Annotated in this window: 16 protein-coding genes; 11 read left to right on the top strand and 5 right to left on the bottom strand. The window is 64.0% G+C overall.

Annotated features, from left to right (window positions below; genetic code table 11):
- Positions 1–81 precede the first annotated feature (81 nt).
- On the bottom strand, positions 82–426 hold the full coding sequence (locus AC1RUK_RS24985) for an ArsR/SmtB family transcription factor (RefSeq protein ID WP_436170571.1): 345 nt from the start codon (positions 424–426) through the stop codon (positions 82–84).
- A 197-nt stretch (positions 427–623) separates the two neighbouring features.
- Between AC1RUK_RS24985 and ilvD the strand changes: the two genes are divergently transcribed.
- Positions 624–2468 carry a dihydroxy-acid dehydratase gene (gene ilvD, locus AC1RUK_RS24980; protein ID WP_481838519.1) on the top strand — a complete coding sequence of 615 codons (1845 nt, stop codon included), beginning with the start codon at positions 624–626 and terminating at the stop codon, positions 2466–2468.
- Between the two features lie 45 nt (positions 2469–2513).
- Here the strand turns inward: ilvD and AC1RUK_RS24975 are convergent, their stop codons facing one another.
- The gene (locus tag AC1RUK_RS24975) at positions 2514–4268 is read right to left on the bottom strand and encodes an ABC transporter ATP-binding protein (RefSeq protein WP_481838520.1); all 1755 of its coding nucleotides are present in this window, start codon (positions 4266–4268) and stop codon (positions 2514–2516) included.
- 177 nt (positions 4269–4445) lie between these two features.
- On the opposite strand from AC1RUK_RS24975, the gene AC1RUK_RS24970 reads away from it, so the two are divergent.
- From AC1RUK_RS24970 to AC1RUK_RS24960, 3 genes are all read left to right on the top strand, one after another.
- Positions 4446–5738 carry an amidohydrolase family protein gene (locus AC1RUK_RS24970; protein ID WP_481838521.1) on the top strand — a complete coding sequence of 431 codons (1293 nt, stop codon included), beginning with the start codon at positions 4446–4448 and terminating at the stop codon, positions 5736–5738.
- A gap of 116 nt (positions 5739–5854) precedes the next feature.
- Positions 5855–6106 (top strand): hypothetical protein, encoded by a 252-nt coding sequence (locus AC1RUK_RS24965; RefSeq protein ID WP_481838522.1) that lies wholly within the window; start codon positions 5855–5857, stop codon positions 6104–6106.
- 127 nt (positions 6107–6233) lie between these two features.
- Positions 6234–7157 carry a DMT family transporter gene (locus tag AC1RUK_RS24960; protein WP_481838523.1) on the top strand — a complete coding sequence of 308 codons (924 nt, stop codon included), beginning with the start codon at positions 6234–6236 and terminating at the stop codon, positions 7155–7157.
- Between the two features lie 12 nt (positions 7158–7169).
- On the opposite strand, the gene AC1RUK_RS24955 is transcribed toward AC1RUK_RS24960, so the two are convergent.
- Positions 7170–8072: a phosphotransferase gene (locus tag AC1RUK_RS24955; protein WP_481838524.1), complete on the bottom strand. Its 903-nt coding sequence runs from the start codon at positions 8070–8072 to the stop codon at positions 7170–7172.
- 103 nt (positions 8073–8175) lie between these two features.
- Between AC1RUK_RS24955 and AC1RUK_RS24950 the strand changes: the two genes are divergently transcribed.
- Positions 8176–8808, top strand: coding sequence for a class I SAM-dependent DNA methyltransferase (locus AC1RUK_RS24950; protein ID WP_436170578.1), 633 nt, complete (start codon positions 8176–8178; stop codon positions 8806–8808).
- Positions 8809–8825: 17 nt separating this feature from the next.
- Here the strand turns inward: AC1RUK_RS24950 and AC1RUK_RS24945 are convergent, their stop codons facing one another.
- Both AC1RUK_RS24945 and AC1RUK_RS24940 read right to left on the bottom strand, forming a co-directional pair.
- Entirely contained in the window at positions 8826–11267 is a 2442-nt protein-coding gene (locus tag AC1RUK_RS24945) for a GcvT family protein (RefSeq protein WP_481838525.1), read from the bottom strand.
- The gene (locus AC1RUK_RS24940; RefSeq protein ID WP_481838526.1) at positions 11264–12148 is read right to left on the bottom strand and encodes a phosphotransferase; all 885 of its coding nucleotides are present in this window, start codon (positions 12146–12148) and stop codon (positions 11264–11266) included. The genes AC1RUK_RS24945 and AC1RUK_RS24940 overlap by 4 nt, the downstream gene beginning before the upstream one ends.
- Positions 12149–12563: 415 nt before the next feature.
- Here AC1RUK_RS24940 and AC1RUK_RS24935 point away from each other — a divergent pair, with 415 nt between their 5' ends.
- The 6 genes from AC1RUK_RS24935 to AC1RUK_RS24910 all read left to right on the top strand — a co-directional run bounded on the left by AC1RUK_RS24935 (position 12564) and on the right by AC1RUK_RS24910 (position 18602).
- A complete protein-coding gene (locus AC1RUK_RS24935; protein ID WP_481838527.1) occupies positions 12564–13340 on the top strand; it encodes a DeoR/GlpR family DNA-binding transcription regulator in 777 nt (258 codons plus the stop codon).
- A 68-nt stretch (positions 13341–13408) separates the two neighbouring features.
- Positions 13409–14320 carry a LysR family transcriptional regulator gene (locus tag AC1RUK_RS24930; protein ID WP_481839401.1) on the top strand — a complete coding sequence of 304 codons (912 nt, stop codon included), beginning with the start codon at positions 13409–13411 and terminating at the stop codon, positions 14318–14320.
- Positions 14321–14461: 141 nt separating this feature from the next.
- On the top strand, positions 14462–15616 hold the full coding sequence (locus AC1RUK_RS24925) for an ABC transporter substrate-binding protein (protein ID WP_481839402.1): 1155 nt from the start codon (positions 14462–14464) through the stop codon (positions 15614–15616).
- Positions 15617–15833: 217 nt separating this feature from the next.
- A complete protein-coding gene (locus AC1RUK_RS24920; protein ID WP_481838528.1) occupies positions 15834–16832 on the top strand; it encodes an ABC transporter ATP-binding protein in 999 nt (332 codons plus the stop codon).
- Between the two features lie 59 nt (positions 16833–16891).
- Complete coding sequence (locus tag AC1RUK_RS24915) at positions 16892–17797, top strand: ABC transporter permease (protein ID WP_436171853.1); 906 nt, start codon at positions 16892–16894, stop codon at positions 17795–17797.
- On the top strand, positions 17787–18602 hold the full coding sequence (locus AC1RUK_RS24910) for an ABC transporter permease (RefSeq protein ID WP_436170583.1): 816 nt from the start codon (positions 17787–17789) through the stop codon (positions 18600–18602). The genes AC1RUK_RS24915 and AC1RUK_RS24910 overlap by 11 nt, the downstream gene beginning before the upstream one ends.
- The last annotated feature ends 13 nt before the right edge of the window (positions 18603–18615 follow it).

Genomic DNA, 18615 nt, shown 5'->3' with positions numbered 1-18615 from the left:
AGGACGTTCGGCCAGTTGGCGATCCGACACGGGTTCTTTATTCTCTCGACGAGCGTTCGAGCGGATACGCGCGGCTTCCTTCTATTGGTTCGCGTCGCCGGGGTTCTTTTCGGCCTTCATTGCGCCCAGCAAGGCGTCGAGGCGCTGAAAATTGCCCTCCCAGATCTTGCGGTAGCGTTCCAGCCAGTCATTGGCTTCGGCAAGCGGCCTGGCTTCCAGCCGGCAGGGCCGGCGCTGCGCGTCGCGGCCACGCGAAATCAGCCCGGCGGCTTCCAGCACCTTGAGATGCTTGGAGATCGAAGGCTGGCTCATCGCAAACGGCTCGGCCAGTTCCATCACAGAAGCCTCACCCTGGATGAGGCGGGCAAGAATCGCGCGCCGCGTCGGGTCGGCAAGCGCGGCGAAGGTGGCGTCCAGATGGTCCATCAGATGTCCATAGCCAGCAAGGTATATACCCAATCGGCTATATATGGCGGAAACACCTTCGTCAACCGGTTCGGGCGAATTTCTGGCGCAGCGCAAAATTGTGGCCAGACCACACCATGGCGTCTATAACGCCTGCGGCCCGAATTCAGCTCCGCCGCGCCACCAGTCGAGCGCGACGCAGACAGCAAGGAAAATGCATGCCCGCCTATCGTTCCCGCACCACCACCCATGGCCGCAACATGGCCGGCGCCCGCGGCCTGTGGCGCGCCACCGGCATGAAGGATTCGGATTTCGGCAAGCCGATCATCGCCGTGGTCAATTCCTTCACCCAGTTCGTGCCGGGCCATGTCCACTTGAAGGACCTCGGCCAGTTGGTCGCGCGCGAGATCGAGAAGGCCGGCGGCGTCGCCAAGGAGTTCAACACCATCGCCGTCGACGACGGCATCGCCATGGGCCATGACGGCATGCTCTATTCGCTGCCTTCGCGTGAGCTGATCGCCGACTCGGTCGAATACATGGTCAACGCGCACTGCGCAGACGCCATGGTCTGCATCTCCAATTGCGACAAGATCACGCCCGGCATGCTGATGGCCAGCTTACGCCTCAACATCCCGACCGTCTTCGTCTCCGGCGGGCCGATGGAGGCCGGCAAGGTGGTGCTGGCCGGCAAGACGCAGGCGCTTGACCTGGTCGACGCCATGGTCGCTGCCGCCGACGACAAGATCTCGGACGAAGACGTCAAGATCATCGAGCGCTCGGCCTGCCCGACCTGCGGCTCCTGCTCCGGGATGTTCACCGCCAATTCGATGAACTGCCTGACCGAGGCTTTGGGCCTCTCGCTGCCGGGCAACGGCTCGACGCTGGCCACCCATGCCGACCGAAAGCGCCTGTTCGTCGAGGCCGGCCATCTCGTCGTCGATCTCGCCCAGCGTTACTACGAGCAGGACGACGAGACGGCGCTGCCGCGCAGCATCGCCTCCAAGGGCGCCTTCGAGAACGCCATGACGCTCGACATCGCCATGGGCGGCTCGACCAACACGGTCTTGCACATCCTCGCCGCGGCGCATGAGGGCGAAGTCGACTTCACCATGGAGGACATCGACCGCCTGTCGCGACGTGTTCCGGTGCTGTGCAAGGTGGCGCCGGCGAAATCCGACGTCCACATGGAAGACGTTCACCGTGCCGGCGGCATCATGGCCATCCTCGGCCAGCTCGACCAGGCCGGGCTGATCAACCGCGACCTGCCGACGGTGCATACGGCGAGCCTCGGCGAGGCCCTCGACCATTGGGATATTTCCCGCACTTCGAGCCAGAACGTGCGCGATTTCTTCCTGGCCGCACCCGGCGGCGTGCCGACGCAGGTCGCCTTCAGTCAGGATCGCCGCTGGGACGAGCTCGATCTCGACCGCGAGAAGGGCGTCATCCGCTCGGCGGACGCTCCCTTCTCGAAAGATGGCGGCCTTGCCGTGCTGAAGGGCAATCTGGCGCTGGACGGCTGCATCGTGAAGACGGCCGGCGTCGACGAGTCGATCCTGAAATTCACCGGCCCGGCCCGGGTGTTCGAAAGCCAGGACGCCTCGGTCAAGGCGATCCTGTCCAACGAGATCAGGGCCGGCGATGTCGTCGTCATCCGATATGAAGGGCCTCGCGGCGGACCCGGCATGCAGGAAATGCTCTACCCGACCAGCTATCTGAAGTCGAAAGGCCTCGGCAAAGCCTGCGCGCTGATCACCGACGGCCGCTTCTCCGGCGGCACGTCGGGCCTGTCGATCGGCCACGTCTCGCCGGAAGCTGCGGAAGGCGGGCTGATTGGCCTGGTGCAGGAGGGTGACACGATCGAGATCGATATTCCGAACCGCAAGATCCATCTCGCAGTGAGCGAGGCCGAACTAGCCACTCGTCGCGCGGCCATGGAGGCGAAGGGCGCGACGGCCTGGAAGCCCGAGGAAATGCGCAAGCGCAAGGTAACGGCCGCTCTACGCGCCTATGCCTCGATGGCAACCAGCGCGGCCAAGGGCGCGGTGAGGTTCGTGCCGGAGTAAGGACCGCTTTCCCTTCTTTCCTTCTTGTGGGAGAGGGGAAGAGCGCTATGGCATCAGCTGATATTCATAAAGCTTCTGGTACAGCCCGCCCTGCTTGAGCAGCGTCTTGTGCGAGCCGCTCTCCACCACCTTGCCAGCTTCCAGCACGACGATCGTGTCGGCCTGGTGCACGGTCGACAGGCGGTGGGCTATGACGATGGTCGTGCGCCCCACCGTCAGCTGCTGCAGTGCGTCGCGGAACAGGGCCTCGGATTCGGCGTCGAGCGCGCTGGTTGCTTCGTCGAGCAGCAGGATCTCGGCGTTGCGCAGCATTGCGCGGGCGATCGAGATGCGCTGGCGCTGGCCGCCTGAAAGCAGGGCGCCGTTCTCGCCCACATCCGTCTCGTAGCCTTTCGGCGTGGCGCTGATGAAGTCGTGGGCATTGGCCGCCTTGGCGGCGGCGATCACCTCCTCGTCGGTGGCGTCCTGACGCCCAAGCCGGATGTTGTGCATGATGGTGCCGACAAACAGGAACGTGTCCTGGCTGACATAGGCGATCTTTTCCCTGACCGAAGCCAGCGTTGCGTAGGAGATGTCCTGGCCGTCGAACAGAACCTTGCCGCTTTGCGGGTCGTACATGCGCATGATCAGGTTCAGTATGGTCGACTTGCCGCTGCCCGAAGGTCCGACCAGCGCCGTCATCCTGCCGGGCGCCAAGGTGAGGTCGAAGCGCTCCAGCACCGGCTGCCCCTCAGGGTAGGCAAAGCTCACATCGTCGAATTTGATCTCGCCCGGCCCGGCCTTGAGCGGCTTGGCGTCTGGCTTTTCGGCCAAGGTCAGCGGCCGGTCGGCCAGTTGGAACATCATGCGCACGCCGACGATGCCGGTTTCCAGCGAAATGCGCACGCGCGCCAGGCGCTTCGCCGGTTCATAGGCAAGCAGCAGCGCGCCGATGAAGGCCATGATGTTGCCCGGCATCTGACCACCCTGCAGGACCAGGAAGCCGCTGACAAAGACGGCGCCGGATATCGCCAGCCCGGCAAGCGTTTCCATCACCGGGCTGGTGGCGGCCTCCAGCGTTGCGATGTTGTTGGCGCGGTTCTCGACATCCGATACCGCCTTGTACATGCGCTTGCGCATCGCGCCTTCGAGATTGAAGGATTTGACGACACGCACGCCAATTGCCGTTTCCTGCATCACATGCACGATCTGGCCGAGCGAGCGGAACTCCATCGCGGCAATCTTGCGGACGCGCTTCAGGATGCGGTTGACGCCGAATATGGCGACCGGCCCGATGACGAAGCAGATCAGAGACAGTGCCGGCTGCTGCCAGACCATCACCGCCACCAGCACGATCAGCGTCACCAGATCCCGCACATAGGATGTCACAACGAGGTCAAGGACGCTGCGTGCGGCCTGTGCATTGTTGGTCATGCGGGTGATCAGGTCGGACGACGAGGTCGAATGGTAGAATTCGATGCCTTGAGCGAGGATCCGGTCATAGATCTTGCGCTGCCGGTCGGCGATGATGGCGTTGCCGACGCGGCTCATGAAATAGGCCTGGACGAAATTGGCGACGCCCTTGAAGATGAAGATTGCGGCGACCGCGGCCGCAATCAGGTTGACGCGGTCCAGTCGCTTGTAGATGACGAATTCGTTCGTGATCTCGCGCAGGATCCAGGCGCTGGCGCCTGTCATGGCGGCCACCACCAGCATCGACAGTATGGCCGCGCCATAGCCGAACTTATGTTCTCGGAAGGATTCCCTGACCAGCCTTACGATGAGGCGCTGGTTCTCCGTCGAGCGGAAGAAGCGAAACAAACGGCTGATCCCATGCCTGGCTGACGCGAATTTCGAATTCGCCACGGAGGCGAAAGGCGGCTTATAGAGCGAGTTGCCGCCGGAGGGAACCTTTCGTCGCCGCGGAAGGAAATGGCTGCGGCAAGGTGACTTTTGCGCCACGATGGCACGATGATTCTGGAAAGAGGATGACGAGAGATGGATTTCGACCTCATCGTGCGCGGCGGCACGCTGCCTGACGGCAGGGTTGCCGATATCGGCATCATCGGCGAGACGATCGCAGCGATCGAGCCCGAGCTGAACGCTGCCGCGGGCACGGTGATCGATGCGTATGGCAATCTGGTCGCGCCGCCTTTCGTTGATCCGCATTTCCACATGGATGCCACCCTCTCCTACGGCATCCCGCGCATCAATGCGTCGGGCACCCTGCTGGAAGGCATTTCCCTGTGGGGCGAGCTGAAGCCGCTTTTGACGCACGAGGCGGTGCGCGAGCGCGCGCTTGCCTATTGCGACTGGGCCGTATCGATGGGCCTGCTCGCCATCCGCACCCATGTCGATGTCTGCGACGACCGCCTGCTCGCGGTCGAAGCCCTGCTCGACGTCAGGAAGGCGGTGGCGCCCTATATCGACCTGCAGCTGGTCGCCTTCCCGCAGGATGGGCTCTACCGTTCGCCGACGGCGCTTGAGAACACCATCCGCGCGCTCGACATGGGCGTCGATATCGTCGGCGGCATTCCGCATTTCGAGCGCACCATGACCGACGGCACGCGTTCGGTGACGGAGCTCTGCGAAATCGCCGCCAGGCGCGGCCTGATGGTCGACCTGCATTGCGACGAGACCGACGACCCATTGTCCCGTCATATCGAGCAGCTTGCCTATGAGACGCAGCGGCTGGGGCTGCAGGGCAAGGTGGCCGGCTCGCACCTCACCTCCATGCACTCGATGGAAAACTACTACGTCTCGAAGCTGTTGCCGCTGATCGCCGAGGCCGGCGTTTCGGCCATCCCCAACCCGCTGATCAACATCATGCTGCAGGGCCGCCACGATACGTTCCCCAAGCGCCGCGGCCTGACCCGCGTCAAGGAAATGCTCGCCATGGGCATCCGCGTCGGTTGGGGCCAGGATTGCGTGCTCGACCCTTGGTATTCGCTGGGCACGGCCGACATGCTCGATGTCGCCTTCATGGGCTTGCACGTCGCTCAGATGTCGAGCCCGGCCGACATGGCGCGCTGCTTCGACATGGTCACCAACGTCAACGCCGCCATCATGGGCCTCGACCATCTCGGCCTTGCCGTCGGCAGGCGCGCCAGCCTCGTCGTCCTCGACGCCGGCAACCCGGTCGAGGCCATTCGCTTGCGCCCTGAACGTCTCTGCGTCATCGCCAGGGGCAAGGTGGTTGCCGAGCGGACGAAGCAGGAGACGCGGCTGTCGATCGCCGGCCGGCCGGCGCAGGTGAACCGTCGGCACAAGGCAGCCGGCTCCCTGTCATAGGCGAGCCGAGCCTTTCAGGCCCAACAGGCCGCCAGCCTCTCTGCATCAAGGCTCCGCTTTGTCTGGCCACAATTAAGTCTACAATAAGCCTCCACTTTGGTTCGAGGAAGATCACCATGTGGCAAAAGATGATGGCGGTTGCACTGGCGGCGGCTTGCGCGGGCTGCATGTCGGCGGAGGACCGCCGCGCCGCCGATGAGGCGAAATGCCGGTCCTACGGCTTCACCAAGAAGAACGACGCCTTCGCCGAATGCCTGCAGCGCATCGATCTCGATCGGCGCGCGGAACTCAGAAGCGCTTCGGCTTTCGATCCCTGGGACAGGCTGATCCTCTATCGCCCGATCATCGTTCGGCCGCAGCCTAAATAGCGGACCGTGCCGACGCGGCCTGCCGAAAGCGCGCGGAAGGATAGAACCAGCCGATTTCCGCTGCTGGTCTTATCGACTCCCTCGAATTCCGCTCGTCAAATCGGCCGCTTGCGTCTAGGGAGCCGGCATGGCTCCCTCCCTTGCCCGCAATCTTACGATCAGGAACGTGCTTTTGGCCGGCATTTTGCTGATGCTGGCCGGCGATTTCCTGTTTGCGCTCAACGACGCGATGGGCAAGTGGCTGGTCGCCAGCTTCTCCGTCGGCCAGGTCGTGCTGATCCGCTCGGTCGGCGCCTTTTTCGTGCTCGGCCCGATGATCGCAAACCAGGGCGCCGGCAAGCTGTTCCGCGTGGAGCGGCTGGAGCTGCAGGTCCTGCGCGTGGTGATGACGACGCTCGACACCGCGCTGTTTTACGCTGCCGTCGTCTATCTGCCGCTCGCCGACGTGATGAGCTTCTACATGGCCGGGCCGATCTACGTCGCGGCGCTGTCGCACTTTCTGCTCGGCGAAAAGGTCGGCTGGCGCCGGTGGGCGGCGATCCTTGTCGGCTTCTGCGGCGTGCTGATCATGCTGAAGCCGTCTTCGGCGGCGTTCTCGTTGTCCTCCATATTCGCGCTCGTCGGCAGCATCTCCTTCGCTTTCGCCATCATCCTCAACCGGCGGCTGCGCGGCACCAGCGACACCACTCTGGTCACCTGGCAGACCATCGGCACGCTGGTCGTCGGCGGCGTGCTGAGCATCGGCGCGTGGCAGACGCCGTCGGCGCTCGATTTCGGCGCCATGCTGCTGCTCGGCATCGTCTCCTGCGCTGCTCACCTGATGATCACCAGGGCGCTGAAACTGGCACCGGCCTCGACGCTGGCGCCGCTGCATTACACGCTGCTTCTGTGGGCGGTGGTCTTTGGGCTGGTCTTCTTCGGCGACGTGCCCGGCCCACGCATCCTGATCGGCTCGGTCATCGTCGTGCTCGCCGGCCTGTTCATCTTCCACCGCCAGAAAGTGGTCGACACCGTGGTGCCGCCCGAGAACGTGCCGAAGGGCGTGAATTGAACTGAGCCGGGCTTAACCCTGGCGCACCGCCGCCAGGTGCCTTGAAAACTCCGGCGTCTCCATCAGCGCCTTGCAGCGGGCGAAGCGGCCGTCGGCATAGACACGGAAATTCTCGACCGGATTGTTGTTGGCGAGCTGGATCAGCCCCCACAGCGTCCACAACAGATCGCACATCGCCTTGTAGATGACGATGCGGCCGCGCTCGGCCGGTTTAGGTTCGCGGCCGAAATAGGCGCGCATCAGTTCTTCATCCTGCGCGGTATCGAACTTGCCTTCGACGCTGAGATCGCCGAGATCCCAGAGCGGATCGTTCATGCCCGAATATTCCCAGTCGACGATCCACATCCGCTCGCTGTTGTCGAGAAAGTTCTCGCACAGCGGATCGCAGTGGCAGGCGGCAAGCGGCAGCGGATGGGCGGCAAGCGCGGCACGTACCGTTTCGGCCTCGCGCACGACATCGTGGTAGCCGGGCGGCAAGGCCACGTCCTTGGTCGACAGCATCTTCAGATAGTCGTCGATCATTGCAAACAGCTCGAAACGGAAGGGAAACACCGCCCCGGAAGTGTGCAGCTTGCGGAAGACCTCGCCCGCGCGCGCCGGGCTGCCCGGGCGCAGTTTGAACTTTTCCGGCGACATCGTCTCGGCGCCGGTGACGAACCGGCTCACCATCATGCCCGTGCCGGCGTCGACATGCAGCACCTCGGGGCTGACGCCGGCCTTCGCCGCCTCGCGCGCCGCCACGGCTTCGTTGGAGCGGTTGATGTACTCCTCAGTGCCTTTGCCGGGGATGCGCAGGCAGAAATCACCGGCCCTGTAGACAAGATTGGTGAGGCCGCCGAGCCGTTCCAGCGGTCCGTCATAGCCGGCCAGTACTGGAATGGTTGCCAGTGCCGCGCGCGCTATCTCATCCGCCATCGCCTTCGATCCCCCTTCACGCCTTTATTATCACGGCGACGGTTCCACAGTTTTCGCCATTTGGCTATCATCCCGTGACAGGCAAAGAGTCGGGCGAGCGGCAATGGCACACAGCAAGCAGAACACTGCGCTCGGCGCGGCCTATGCGGCGAAGCGGCCCGAGGAGGTGGCGGCGCTCTACGACAGCTGGTCCGAGACCTACGATGCCGACATGTCAACGGCCGGCTACCGCCATCCGACGATCTGTCTCGCTCTGCTGGCCCGTCATCTGCCGCGCGGGGCAGCACCGCTTCTCGATGCCGGCGCCGGTACCGGGCTCAGCGGCGAATGGCTTGCCATCACCGGCTATCCAGAAGTCGAGGCGCTCGACATTTCCGAGGGCATGCTGGCCAAGGCGGCCGCCAAGGGTATCTATTCGGCGCTTCACTGCCTGGCGCTCGGCGGGCCGCTGCCTTTCGCAGACAATGCCTATGCCGGGATCGTCTCGGCCGGCGTCTTCACTTCGGGTCATGTCGGCGCCGAAGGACTGGACGAGCTGATCCGCATCTGCCGGCCGGGCGGCGTGATCGTGCTGACGGTCAAGAACACGCTGTGGGAGGCCGGCTTTGCCGCCCGTATCGCCGAGCTGGAAGTGCAAGGCGTCGTCACGCGCGACGAGGAGACAGCGCCGTATGTCTCGATGCCGGGCGAAGCCGACACGGTGCCCAGTCGCGGTCTCGTCTTGCGCGTCAACTGATCGAAGCTGGAGAAGGCCTAAGCCCGGACTTTTTCTCCTGCCGGATCATAGAGCGGCTCGGTATGGATTTTTGCCGGCGTGCGCTCCATCGCCACCACCAGCTCGTAATCGCCGGAGGTGAGGAAGTCGTCGCTTATGCCGTCGGCATTTCGCACATAGCCGAAGCCGACATTCCTGCCCACCGTGTAGCCATAGCCGCCGCTGGTGAGGTAGCCGACCGGCTCGCCGTTGCGCAGGATCGTCTCGCGGCCGACCAGCACGATCTCCGGATCGTCGACCGTAAAGCCGGCAAACTTTTTCTTCGGCGCTTCGCCATTGACCTTCTCAAGTGCCCGCCGGCCGACGAAGTCGGTGTTCTTCCTCAGCTTCACCGCCCAGCCAAGGCCGGCCTCCTGCGGTGTGTCGTTGGGCGTGATGTCTGAGCCCCAGGCGCGATAGCCCTTCTCCAGCCTGAGCGATTCCAGCGCGCGGTAGCCGACGGGGCGGATGTCGTATGCCTTGCCCGCCGCCATCAGCGCATCGAAGATCTCGCCGGTTGCCGCGATCGGCACATGCAATTCCCAGCCGAGCTCACCGACATAGGTGACGCGCAGCGCCCGAATTGTATGGCCGGCAATAGCGAACTCGCGCACTTGGCCGAACGGGAAGGCGGCGTTCGACACATCCGCGTCGGTCACTGCTGAAAGCACGTCGCGGGCGCGGGGCCCCATCAGTGACAATGTGCCGAAATCCTCGGTGACGTCGCTGAAGGTGACGTCGAGGTCCTTGCCGACATGGTCGCCGATCCACGCGAAATCATGGGTGCGGAAACCTGTGCCGGTGACGGTGTAGAATTTTTCTTCGCCAAGCCGCGCCACGGTCAAATCGGCCTCGATGCCGCCACGGGTATTGAGAAGCTGCGTGTAGGTCAGCCGGCCGACCGGCTTGGCGACGTCGTTGGCGCAGATCCAGTCGAGCGCCTTCTGCGCATCCGCGCCGGTCATCTCGTATTTGGCGAAGGACGACTGGTCGAAAATGCCGACCTTTTCGCGCACATGCCTGTGCTCCTCACCAACCGCCGAGAACCAGTTCTGCCTCCCCATCGAATAGATGTCTTTGGGCGCGGTGCCCTCGGGCGCGAACCAATTCGGCCGTTCCCAGCCGAGTTTCGAGCCGAACACCGCGCGATGCGTTTTCAACCGCTCATAGAGCGGCGAAACGATGCGCGGTCGTCCCGAGAGGTATTCCTCATGCGGAAAGCCGATCGTGTAGTGCTTGCCATAGGCTTCCAGCGTGCGGTCGCAGACCCATTGCCGATCGCGATGCAGGCCGGAAAAGCGCCTGATGTCGACCACCCACAGATCGAGCGGCGCTTCGCCATCGACCACCCATTGCGCCAGCACCCAGCCGGCGCCGCCGCCGGAGGCGATGCCGAACGCGTTGAAGCCGGCGCCGACGAACATGTTGGTGCATTCCGGAGCCACGCCGAGGATGAAATTGCCATCAGGCGTGAAACTTTCCGGCCCATTGATCATCTGCTTGACGCCGACGGTCTCGAGCGCCGGAACCCGTGCAATCGCCTGGCTCATATGCTGCTCGAAATGATCGTAGTCATCGTCGAACAGGCGGAATTCCCAGTCGTTCGGAACGTCCCCTGTCGTCCAGGCCTGCGGGTTCGGTTCATAGCCGCCCATCACCAGCCCGCCGACCTCTTCCTTGAAATAGGTGCGGCGGTCGGGGTCGCGGATGGTCGGCGCGTCGGTCGCCAGGCCCTCGATCTTCTCGGTAATGATGTACTGGTGCTTGACTGGCTGCAGCGGCACGTTGATGCCGGCCATGGCACCCACCTGCCTTGCCCATTGCCCGGCGCAGTTCACCACCTTGTCGCAGCCAATATCGCCCTTGCTGGTCTTCACCGCGGTGATGCGGCCGTCCGTCATCTCGAAGCCGGTGACTCGGACATCCTCGAACAGTTTCGCACCATGCATACGTGCGCCCTTGGCCAGCGACTGGGTGATGTCGGACGGGCTTGCCTGGCCGTCCGTCGGCAGCCAGGAAGCCCCGACGAGATCACCGGTTTCGAGCAGCGGCCACATCGCCTTGACCTCGGCCGGCGACAGCAATTGCATGTCCATGCCGAAGCTTTTCGCCGTCGTCGCCAACCGCTTGTATTCGGTCCAGCGGTCGGCATTGGTGGCCAGCCTGAGGCACCCGGTCATCTTCCAGCCGGTTGCGAGACCTGTTTCGGCCTCCAGCCCCTTGTAGAGTTCGACCGAATATTTGAGCACGCGCGTGATCGAAGCCGACGAGCGCAACTGCCCGACCAGTCCCGCCGCATGCCAGGTCGAGCCCGAGGTCAGCTTGCCCTGTTCCAGCAGCACGACATCGGCCTTGTGGTCGCGCGCCAGATGGTAGGCCGTCGAGCAGCCGATGATGCCGCCGCCGATGACGACGATCCCGGCATGGCTGGGCAAGGTCATGTCAGTATCCCGTATTTTGTCCGGTAGTTTTCCAGCGCCGCTTCCAGCCGCACCAGGTTTTCCTCGGTGTAGGCGACGTAATCGATGCCCGGTGCGTCGAGGTAGAGTTCGGAGACCATGCTCCACATCGCCTCGCGCAGCAGCGAGGCGCATTGCATGGCTGCATGCGAGCGGCGGATCGCCTCGTCCGGCTCCTTCATGAAATAGGCGGTGAGCAGAGCGAAAGATTCCTCGTCGCTCAGGCCGGCATTCGAGGCGGCACCTGCAAGGTCGAACATCGCCGTGTTGAAGCCGGCATATTCGAAGTCGATCAGCCACAGCCTGTTGCCGTCGTCTAGAATGTTGGCCGGCAAAAGATCGTTGTGACCGAAGACGATCGGCAAGAGCTTCTGTGCCCGCTCGAGTTCGTCCGCCAGCGTCAGGAGATAGGGCAGGTCGCCCCGCTTGCGGCTGCCGCCTTCCTCCAGCGTGCGCGCATAGTCACGGATGACATGGAACACCCAGAACATGAAGCCGGGGCCGGAGATGTGGTTGGGCATCTCGCGGTGGAACCCCCGCATCAGCGCCGCGACGCGGCCGATATTGGCGCGCACGTCTTCGGCCGTATAGGTCCTGGCGCCGAGATATTCCGTCACCATGATGCCCGGCTCGGCATAGCGGACCGCCGGCGCGAAGCCGGCGGCATGGGCCGCCCGCGATGTCATCACCTCGCGCTCGCGAAAGACGTGATGGAAAGGATAGTCCTGGCCGAAGCGCACGACATGCCGCCCGGCCGCGTCATTGACCACATAGTTGGCGTTGCTGAGGCCGCCCGGCAGCGGCGCAATCTCGATGCTGCCGGTCCAGCAGGGCAGGGCGCGGATGCGGTCTTCGGCAATCACGGGATTATCCCTGGTTTGGCTGAGGTTCGACATAGCGCCGCGGACAGCGCAACGACGGCGGGAAGATACGCAAAAACCTCGTCGGTGCGGGACGCCGGGTCATTATCCCGCACCGCACCGACGAGCCCCTTGGCCAGGTATTCGAACCCCCGGCATCCGCCCCCGCGGATCTGAAAATTCCTTGCGCAGGCACGTTCCAGACGCTTTGGCCGGTGCGTTTGCGTGCGGCTCTGCCATCAACCTCCAGTGGCAGTTCCGAGCCTGTCACGTTTTGATCTCACGCCAGTGCTGCCTGACTGTCAACAAAGAGCTGTGACTTTTTTTGGGTGTTTTGCCCGAAAACATAAGCAATTCCTTTAAAAACGTTTGAATTGCCTTAGAATCGGTCAACAGCGCAAGTCCCCGGGAAAACCTCATGGTCCACTCGAAACGGCATGGCGAGATCCTGCGCCTTCTGCAGGAGGAAGGCACCGTCACAATCGCCAGTCTGGCCGATCGCTTGGGGGTTTCGCTGGAAACCGTGCGCCGCGACGTCAAGCCGCTCACCGGCGACGGTTCCGTCCTCAAGATGCATGGCGCCATCGGCCTGCCGTCATTGGTCGGCGAGGCGCCGTTCGAGCGGCGCATGCGTGATAACGCCGACGCAAAGCGCCTCATTGCCCGCATGGTCGCCGCCACCATCCGCGACGGCGAATCGATCATGCTCGACACCGGCACGACGACGTCGTTCCTCGCCCGCGAGCTGCTCGGCCACCGACGGCTGACGGTCGTCACCAATTCGTCCGACATCGCCCGCACGCTGGCCACCGTCAACGGCAACAAGGTCTACATGGCCGGCGGCGAACTGCGCAGCGATTCCGGCGCGGCCTTCGGCGCCTCGGCCATTGAATTCGTCAGCCGCTTCTCCGTCAGCCACGCGGTGATCTCCATCGGCGCGGTCGATGCTGTCGCGGGTGTGATGGACTATGATCTGGATGAAGCGGAGTTCGCCCGCATGGTGCTGTCGCGCGGCCAGCGTTCGCTGGTCATCACCGACCACTCGAAGTTCGGCCGCCAGGGGCTGGTCCAGGTCTGCGGTTTCGACGGCTTTTCCGAACTCGCCACCGACCACCCGCCACCGCGCGACATCGCCGCCGCCCTTGCCGAGTCCGGCGCGCGGCTGAGCATTGCGAGCGCCGAAGCCGGGTTCTGATCCCTCGCAGGATCAGCGACCTGGTGTTGCCACTTCCCAGCGTGGCCTTCGCCGTGTTTAGTCCGGCCATGGCCTTCACCATCCGCCAATTGCAGTTCTTCGTCGCCGTCGCCGAGCAAGGCACTGTGTCGGGCGCAGCCCAGAATCTTTCGATCTCGCAATCCTCGGTCACCGAGGCGATCAAGGAGCTTGAGAGCGATCTAGGCGTCGAGCTGTTCGAGCGCCATCCGCGCGGCCTCAACATCACCCACAAGGGCCACCAGTTCCTGCGCCACGCGACCAAGATCCTGGCCGACGTTTCCGACGCGCGCCGTGCTTTCTTCGGCGACCAGCTGGTGGCCGGCGGCCGCCTGCAGCTCGGCGTCACCTCGCTGGTCGCCGGCTATGTGCTCTCCGACCTGCTCGCCCGCTACCGCCGCGCCTATCCGGGCGTCGAGGTCTCGGCCATCGAGGACAATGGCGATTACCTTGAACACCTGCTGATCGGCGGCAAGCTCGACATCGCCGTCATGGTTACCTCGAACCTGCGCGACCGCACCGCGCTGCAGTCGGAAATCCTCGAGGTCTCGGCCTACCGCTTGTGGGTGCCACTCAGCCACAAGCTGGCCAGCGCCGACATCATCGGCATCGGCGACATCGCCGGCGAACCGCTGATCATGCTCACCGTCGACGAGATCGAGGAGAACACCGGCAAGCTGCTGGTTGCGATCGGCGCCAAGCCGCATGTCGCCTTTCGCACCCGCTCGGTCGAGGCGGTGCGCAGCCTGGTTGCCACAGGTGCCGGCGTGGCACTCTTACCCGACCTCGTCTACCGGCCGTGGTCGCTGGAAGGCGACCGTATCGAATCGCGCGATATTTCCGGCACCCTGCCGGTGGTCCAGGTCGGCATGGTCTGGCGCCGCGGCTCCAGCCTGCCGCAGGCGGCGCGCGACTTCATCGGCCTTGCGCAGTCGCAGCGCACGGTCCGCCAGCGGTCATGACAAGGCCCGTCTTCTAGCTATCGGTAAAACCGATATCGCCTTTCTGATAAATGAATTTGCGAAACCGGAAATTTCGCAGCACCTTTCATTTCAGGGACCAAAGCCGCCGCGAGAGTGCGGCCCCTAAAATGGGAGATCATGATGAATTCATTCCTGAAGTCATGCACTGCATTGACGGTCGCGCTGACCTTCTCCAGCCAGGCCATCGCCCAGGTCAAGGAACTCGGCAAGGGCGAGGGCGAGGTCAACATCGTCGCCTGGCCGGGCTATATCGAGCGCGGCGAAACTGACAAGGGCTATGACTGGGTGACGTCCTTCGAGAAGGACACCGGCTGCAAGGTCAACGTCAAGACCGCCAACACGTCGGACGAGATGGTCTCGCTGATGAATGAGGGCGGCTTCGATCTCGTTACCGCCTCGGGCGATGCCTCGCTGCGGCTCGTCGCCGGCAAGCGCGTGCAGCCGATCAACACCGATCTCGTCCCGAGCTGGAAGACGATCGACGACCGCCTGAAGGATGCGCCCTGGTTCACGGTCGACAAGGTGCACTACGGCGTTCCCTACCAGTGGGGTCCGAATGTGCTGATGTACAACACCGAAGTCTTCAAGGAAGCGCCAAAGAGCTGGAGCGTCGTCTTCGAGGCGATGGACCTGCCCGACGGCAAGCCGAACAAGGGCCGCGTCCAGGCCTATGATGGTCCGATCCACATCGCCGACGCCGCCAACTACCTGATGTTCCACAAGCCGGAACTCGGTATCAAGGATCCTTACGAGCTGACCGAGGACCAGTACAAGGCGGCGCTCGACCTGCTGCGCGTCCAGCGCACGCTGGTTGGCCGCTACTGGCATGACGCCGCCATCCAGGTCGACGATTTCCAGAACGAGGGCGTCGTCGCCTCGGGCTCGTGGCCCTACCAGGTCAACACGCTGGTCGCCGCCAAGAAGCCGGTCGCCTCGACCGTTCCGGAGGAAGGCGTCACCGGCTGGGCCGACACCACCATGATGCAGGCCGACGCCGCCCATCCGAACTGCGCCTATATGTGGCTCGAGCATTCGCTGTCGCCGAAAGTGCAGGGCGACGTCTCCGCCTGGTTCGGTTCGCTGCCCGTGGTGCCTGCCGCCTGCAAGGGCAATGAATTGCTTGGCGAAGAGGGCTGCAAGACCAACGGCTACGACAATTTCGACAAGATCAAGTTCTGGAAGACGCCGGTATCGAAATGCGCCAGCGAGAACAACCAGTGCGTGCCTTACTACCGCTGGGTGTCGGACTATATCGGCGTCATCGGCGGTCGGTGATTTTGTCCATTGCCCTCCCCCTTGTGGGAAGGGTCGACGCGTAACGTTGGGGTGGGGTCCGCGAGGTGGGGGGATGCTCGGCAAGTCTTGCCGGATCACCCCCACCCGGGACTTCGCGCGACCTCCCCACAAGAGGTGCGCAGTTCACTGGCTCCGCCCGCAATCCGTGGCGGCGCTGGCGATATCGACAAATCAACCAGCAACAGACTGACAGCCCATGACCTCCGCCGTCTCCTTCCAAAGGGTCTCCCGCCATTTCGGCAGCGTGCGCGCCGTCGACGCGGTCGATCTCGACATCGCGCCGGGCGAGTTTTTTGCCATGCTCGGTCCGTCGGGGTCCGGCAAGACCACCTGCCTGCGCCTGATCGCCGGCTTCGAGCAGCCAACCGCCGGCTCGATCTCGATCTTCGACGAGCGCGCCGAGGGCGTCCCGCCCTATCGCCGCAACGTCAACACCGTCTTCCAGGACTACGCGCTGTTCCCGCATCTGAACGTGCTCGACAATGTCGCCTACGGACTTATGGTCAAGGGCGTCGGCAAGCCCGAGCGGCAGAGGGCGGCCGAAGAGGCACTGTCGCTGGTCCGGCTCCCGGGTTATGGCGCCCGCCGCCCGGGCCAGCTTTCCGGCGGCCAGCGCCAGCGCGTCGCGCTGGCGCGAGCCCTGGTCAACCAGCCCAAGGTGCTACTGCTCGACGAGCCGCTCGGCGCACTCGATCTCAAGCTGCGTGAGAACATGCAGGAGGAGCTGAAGTCGCTGCAGAAGGCGCTCGGCATCACCTTCGTCTTCGTCACCCACGACCAGGGCGAGGCGCTGTCCATGGCCGATCGCGTCGCCGTCTTCAACGACGGCCGGATCATGCAGATCGGCACGCCGGAGGATATCTACCAGCGGCCGAAGACGCGCTTCGTCGCCGATTTCGTCGGCTCCTCCAACGTGCTGCCGCCGGATTTCGTCCAGCGCTATTCCGGCCAGCACCGCTGGGGCAGCCTGCGTCCCGAATCCATCCGTGTCGGCCGCGGAGCCAAGGGCGACGGCGTTGCCGCCCGTCTCGTCTCGACCAACTATCTCGGCGCCACGACAAGGCTGGCGCTCGATGCCGACGGGTTGAGGCTGCACGCCATCGTGCCGGCGGGCACTGCCATTCCGGAGGAAGGTGAGGCCGTCATGCTCACCTTCAACCGCGAACACCTGCATCTGATGGACGAGCCGGCATGAGTCTCAACGCCGCCATCCCACGCGCCACCGCCCCCGCCATCCTGCCAGGCAGCGGCGGCATGCGCGGCGCGCTATCGGATCTCTTTTGGCGCCGGCCGCAGCTCTTGCTTTTGCTCATGCTGCTGCCGCCGGTTCTGTGGCTCGGCGTCGTCTACATCGGCTCGCTGTTTGCGCTCTTGCTGCAGAGCTTCTTTTCGATCGACGAGTTCTCCGGCCTGATCAACCGCGAGTTCACGCTCAAGACCTATGGCGACCTGTTCCAGGCCGCCAATCTCGACATCATCCTGCGCACGGTGACGATGGCGGCCCTGGTCACGCTGGCATCGGCGGTCATCGCCTTTCCCATCGCCTATTATGCGGCGCGCTATGCGCGCGGCCGCTGGAAGGCGCTGTTCTATCTCGGCGTCATGCTGCCACTGTGGTCGAGCTACCTGGTCAAGATCTACGCCTGGAAGCTCATCCTCGCCAAGGAAGGCATCCTCACCTGGCTGCTCGCCAAGCTGCACCTCCTGTGGCTGCTCGATGGCTGGCTGTCGCTGCCCATCGTTGGCGGCAATTCGCTGTCGGTCTCCTTCACCGGCACCTTCATCGTCTTCGTCTATGTCTGGCTGCCCTTCATGATCCTCCCCGTTCAGGCCGCGCTCGAACGCGTGCCCGGCAATCTGGTCGAGGCCTCGTCCGATCTCGGCGCCTCACCCAGCCAGACCTTCCGCAACGTGCTGTTCCCGCTGGCGCTGCCCGGCATCGTCGCCGGCTCGATCTTCACCTTCTCGCTGACATTGGGTGACTACATCATCCCGCAGATCATCGGCACCTCGCGCCTGTTCATCGGCCAGGCCGTCTATTCGCAGCAAGGCACCGCCGGCAACATCCCGCTCGCCGCCGCCTTCACCGTGGTGCCGATCCTCATCATGGGGTTCTATCTCTTGGGCGCCAAGCGCATGGGGGCCTTCGATGCGCTCTGACCGCGGCCAGTCGGCCCCTCTCGGACTGAAGATCGCCGCTGCCTGCGGCCTGCTCTTCCTGCATCTGCCGATCCTGCTGATCTTCGTCTATGCCTTCACCACCGAAGAGAAAAGCTTCGTCTGGCCGCCGCCGGGGCTGACCACGCAATGGTTCGCCGTCACATGGAATCGTCCGGATGTCTGGGAAGCGCTGTCGCTGTCGGTCCGCGTCGCGGCCATCTCGACGGCCATCGCGCTGGTGCTCGGTACGCTCTGCGCCGCCGCTGTCTCGCAGACGCGCTTCTTCGGCCGTGAAGCCATCTCGCTGCTGGTCATCCTGCCGATCGCGCTACCCGGCATCATCACCGGCATTGCGCTGCGCTCGGCTTTTTCGCTGGCCGACATCCCGTTCTCGTTCTGGACGATCGTCCTTGGCCACGCCACCTTCTGCGTCGTCGTGGTCTACAACAATGCGGTCGCCCGCTTCCGCCGCACTTCCGGCTCGATGATCGAGGCCTCGATGGATCTCGGCGCCGACGGCTTCCAGACGTTCCGGCATGTGGTGCTGCCCAACATCGCCACCGCACTGCTTGCCGGCGGCATGCTCGCCTTCGCTTTGTCCTTTGACGAAGTCATCGTCACCACCTTCACCGCCGGCCAGCAGCAGACCGTGCCGATCTGGATGCTGGAGGAGCTGATCCGGCCGCGCCAGCGCCCGGTCACCAATGTCGTCGCCATGGTCGTCGTGCTGGTGACGCTGCTGCCCATCCTGCTTGCCTATTACCTGACCCGCGACGGCGACCAGATCGCCGGTTCGGGCAAATAACCCCAAAGAATAA

Source organism: Mesorhizobium monacense (assembly GCF_056781675.1).
The sequence above is the reverse complement of the archived record's forward strand: the minus strand, read 5'-3'. Positions and strand labels throughout refer to the sequence as shown.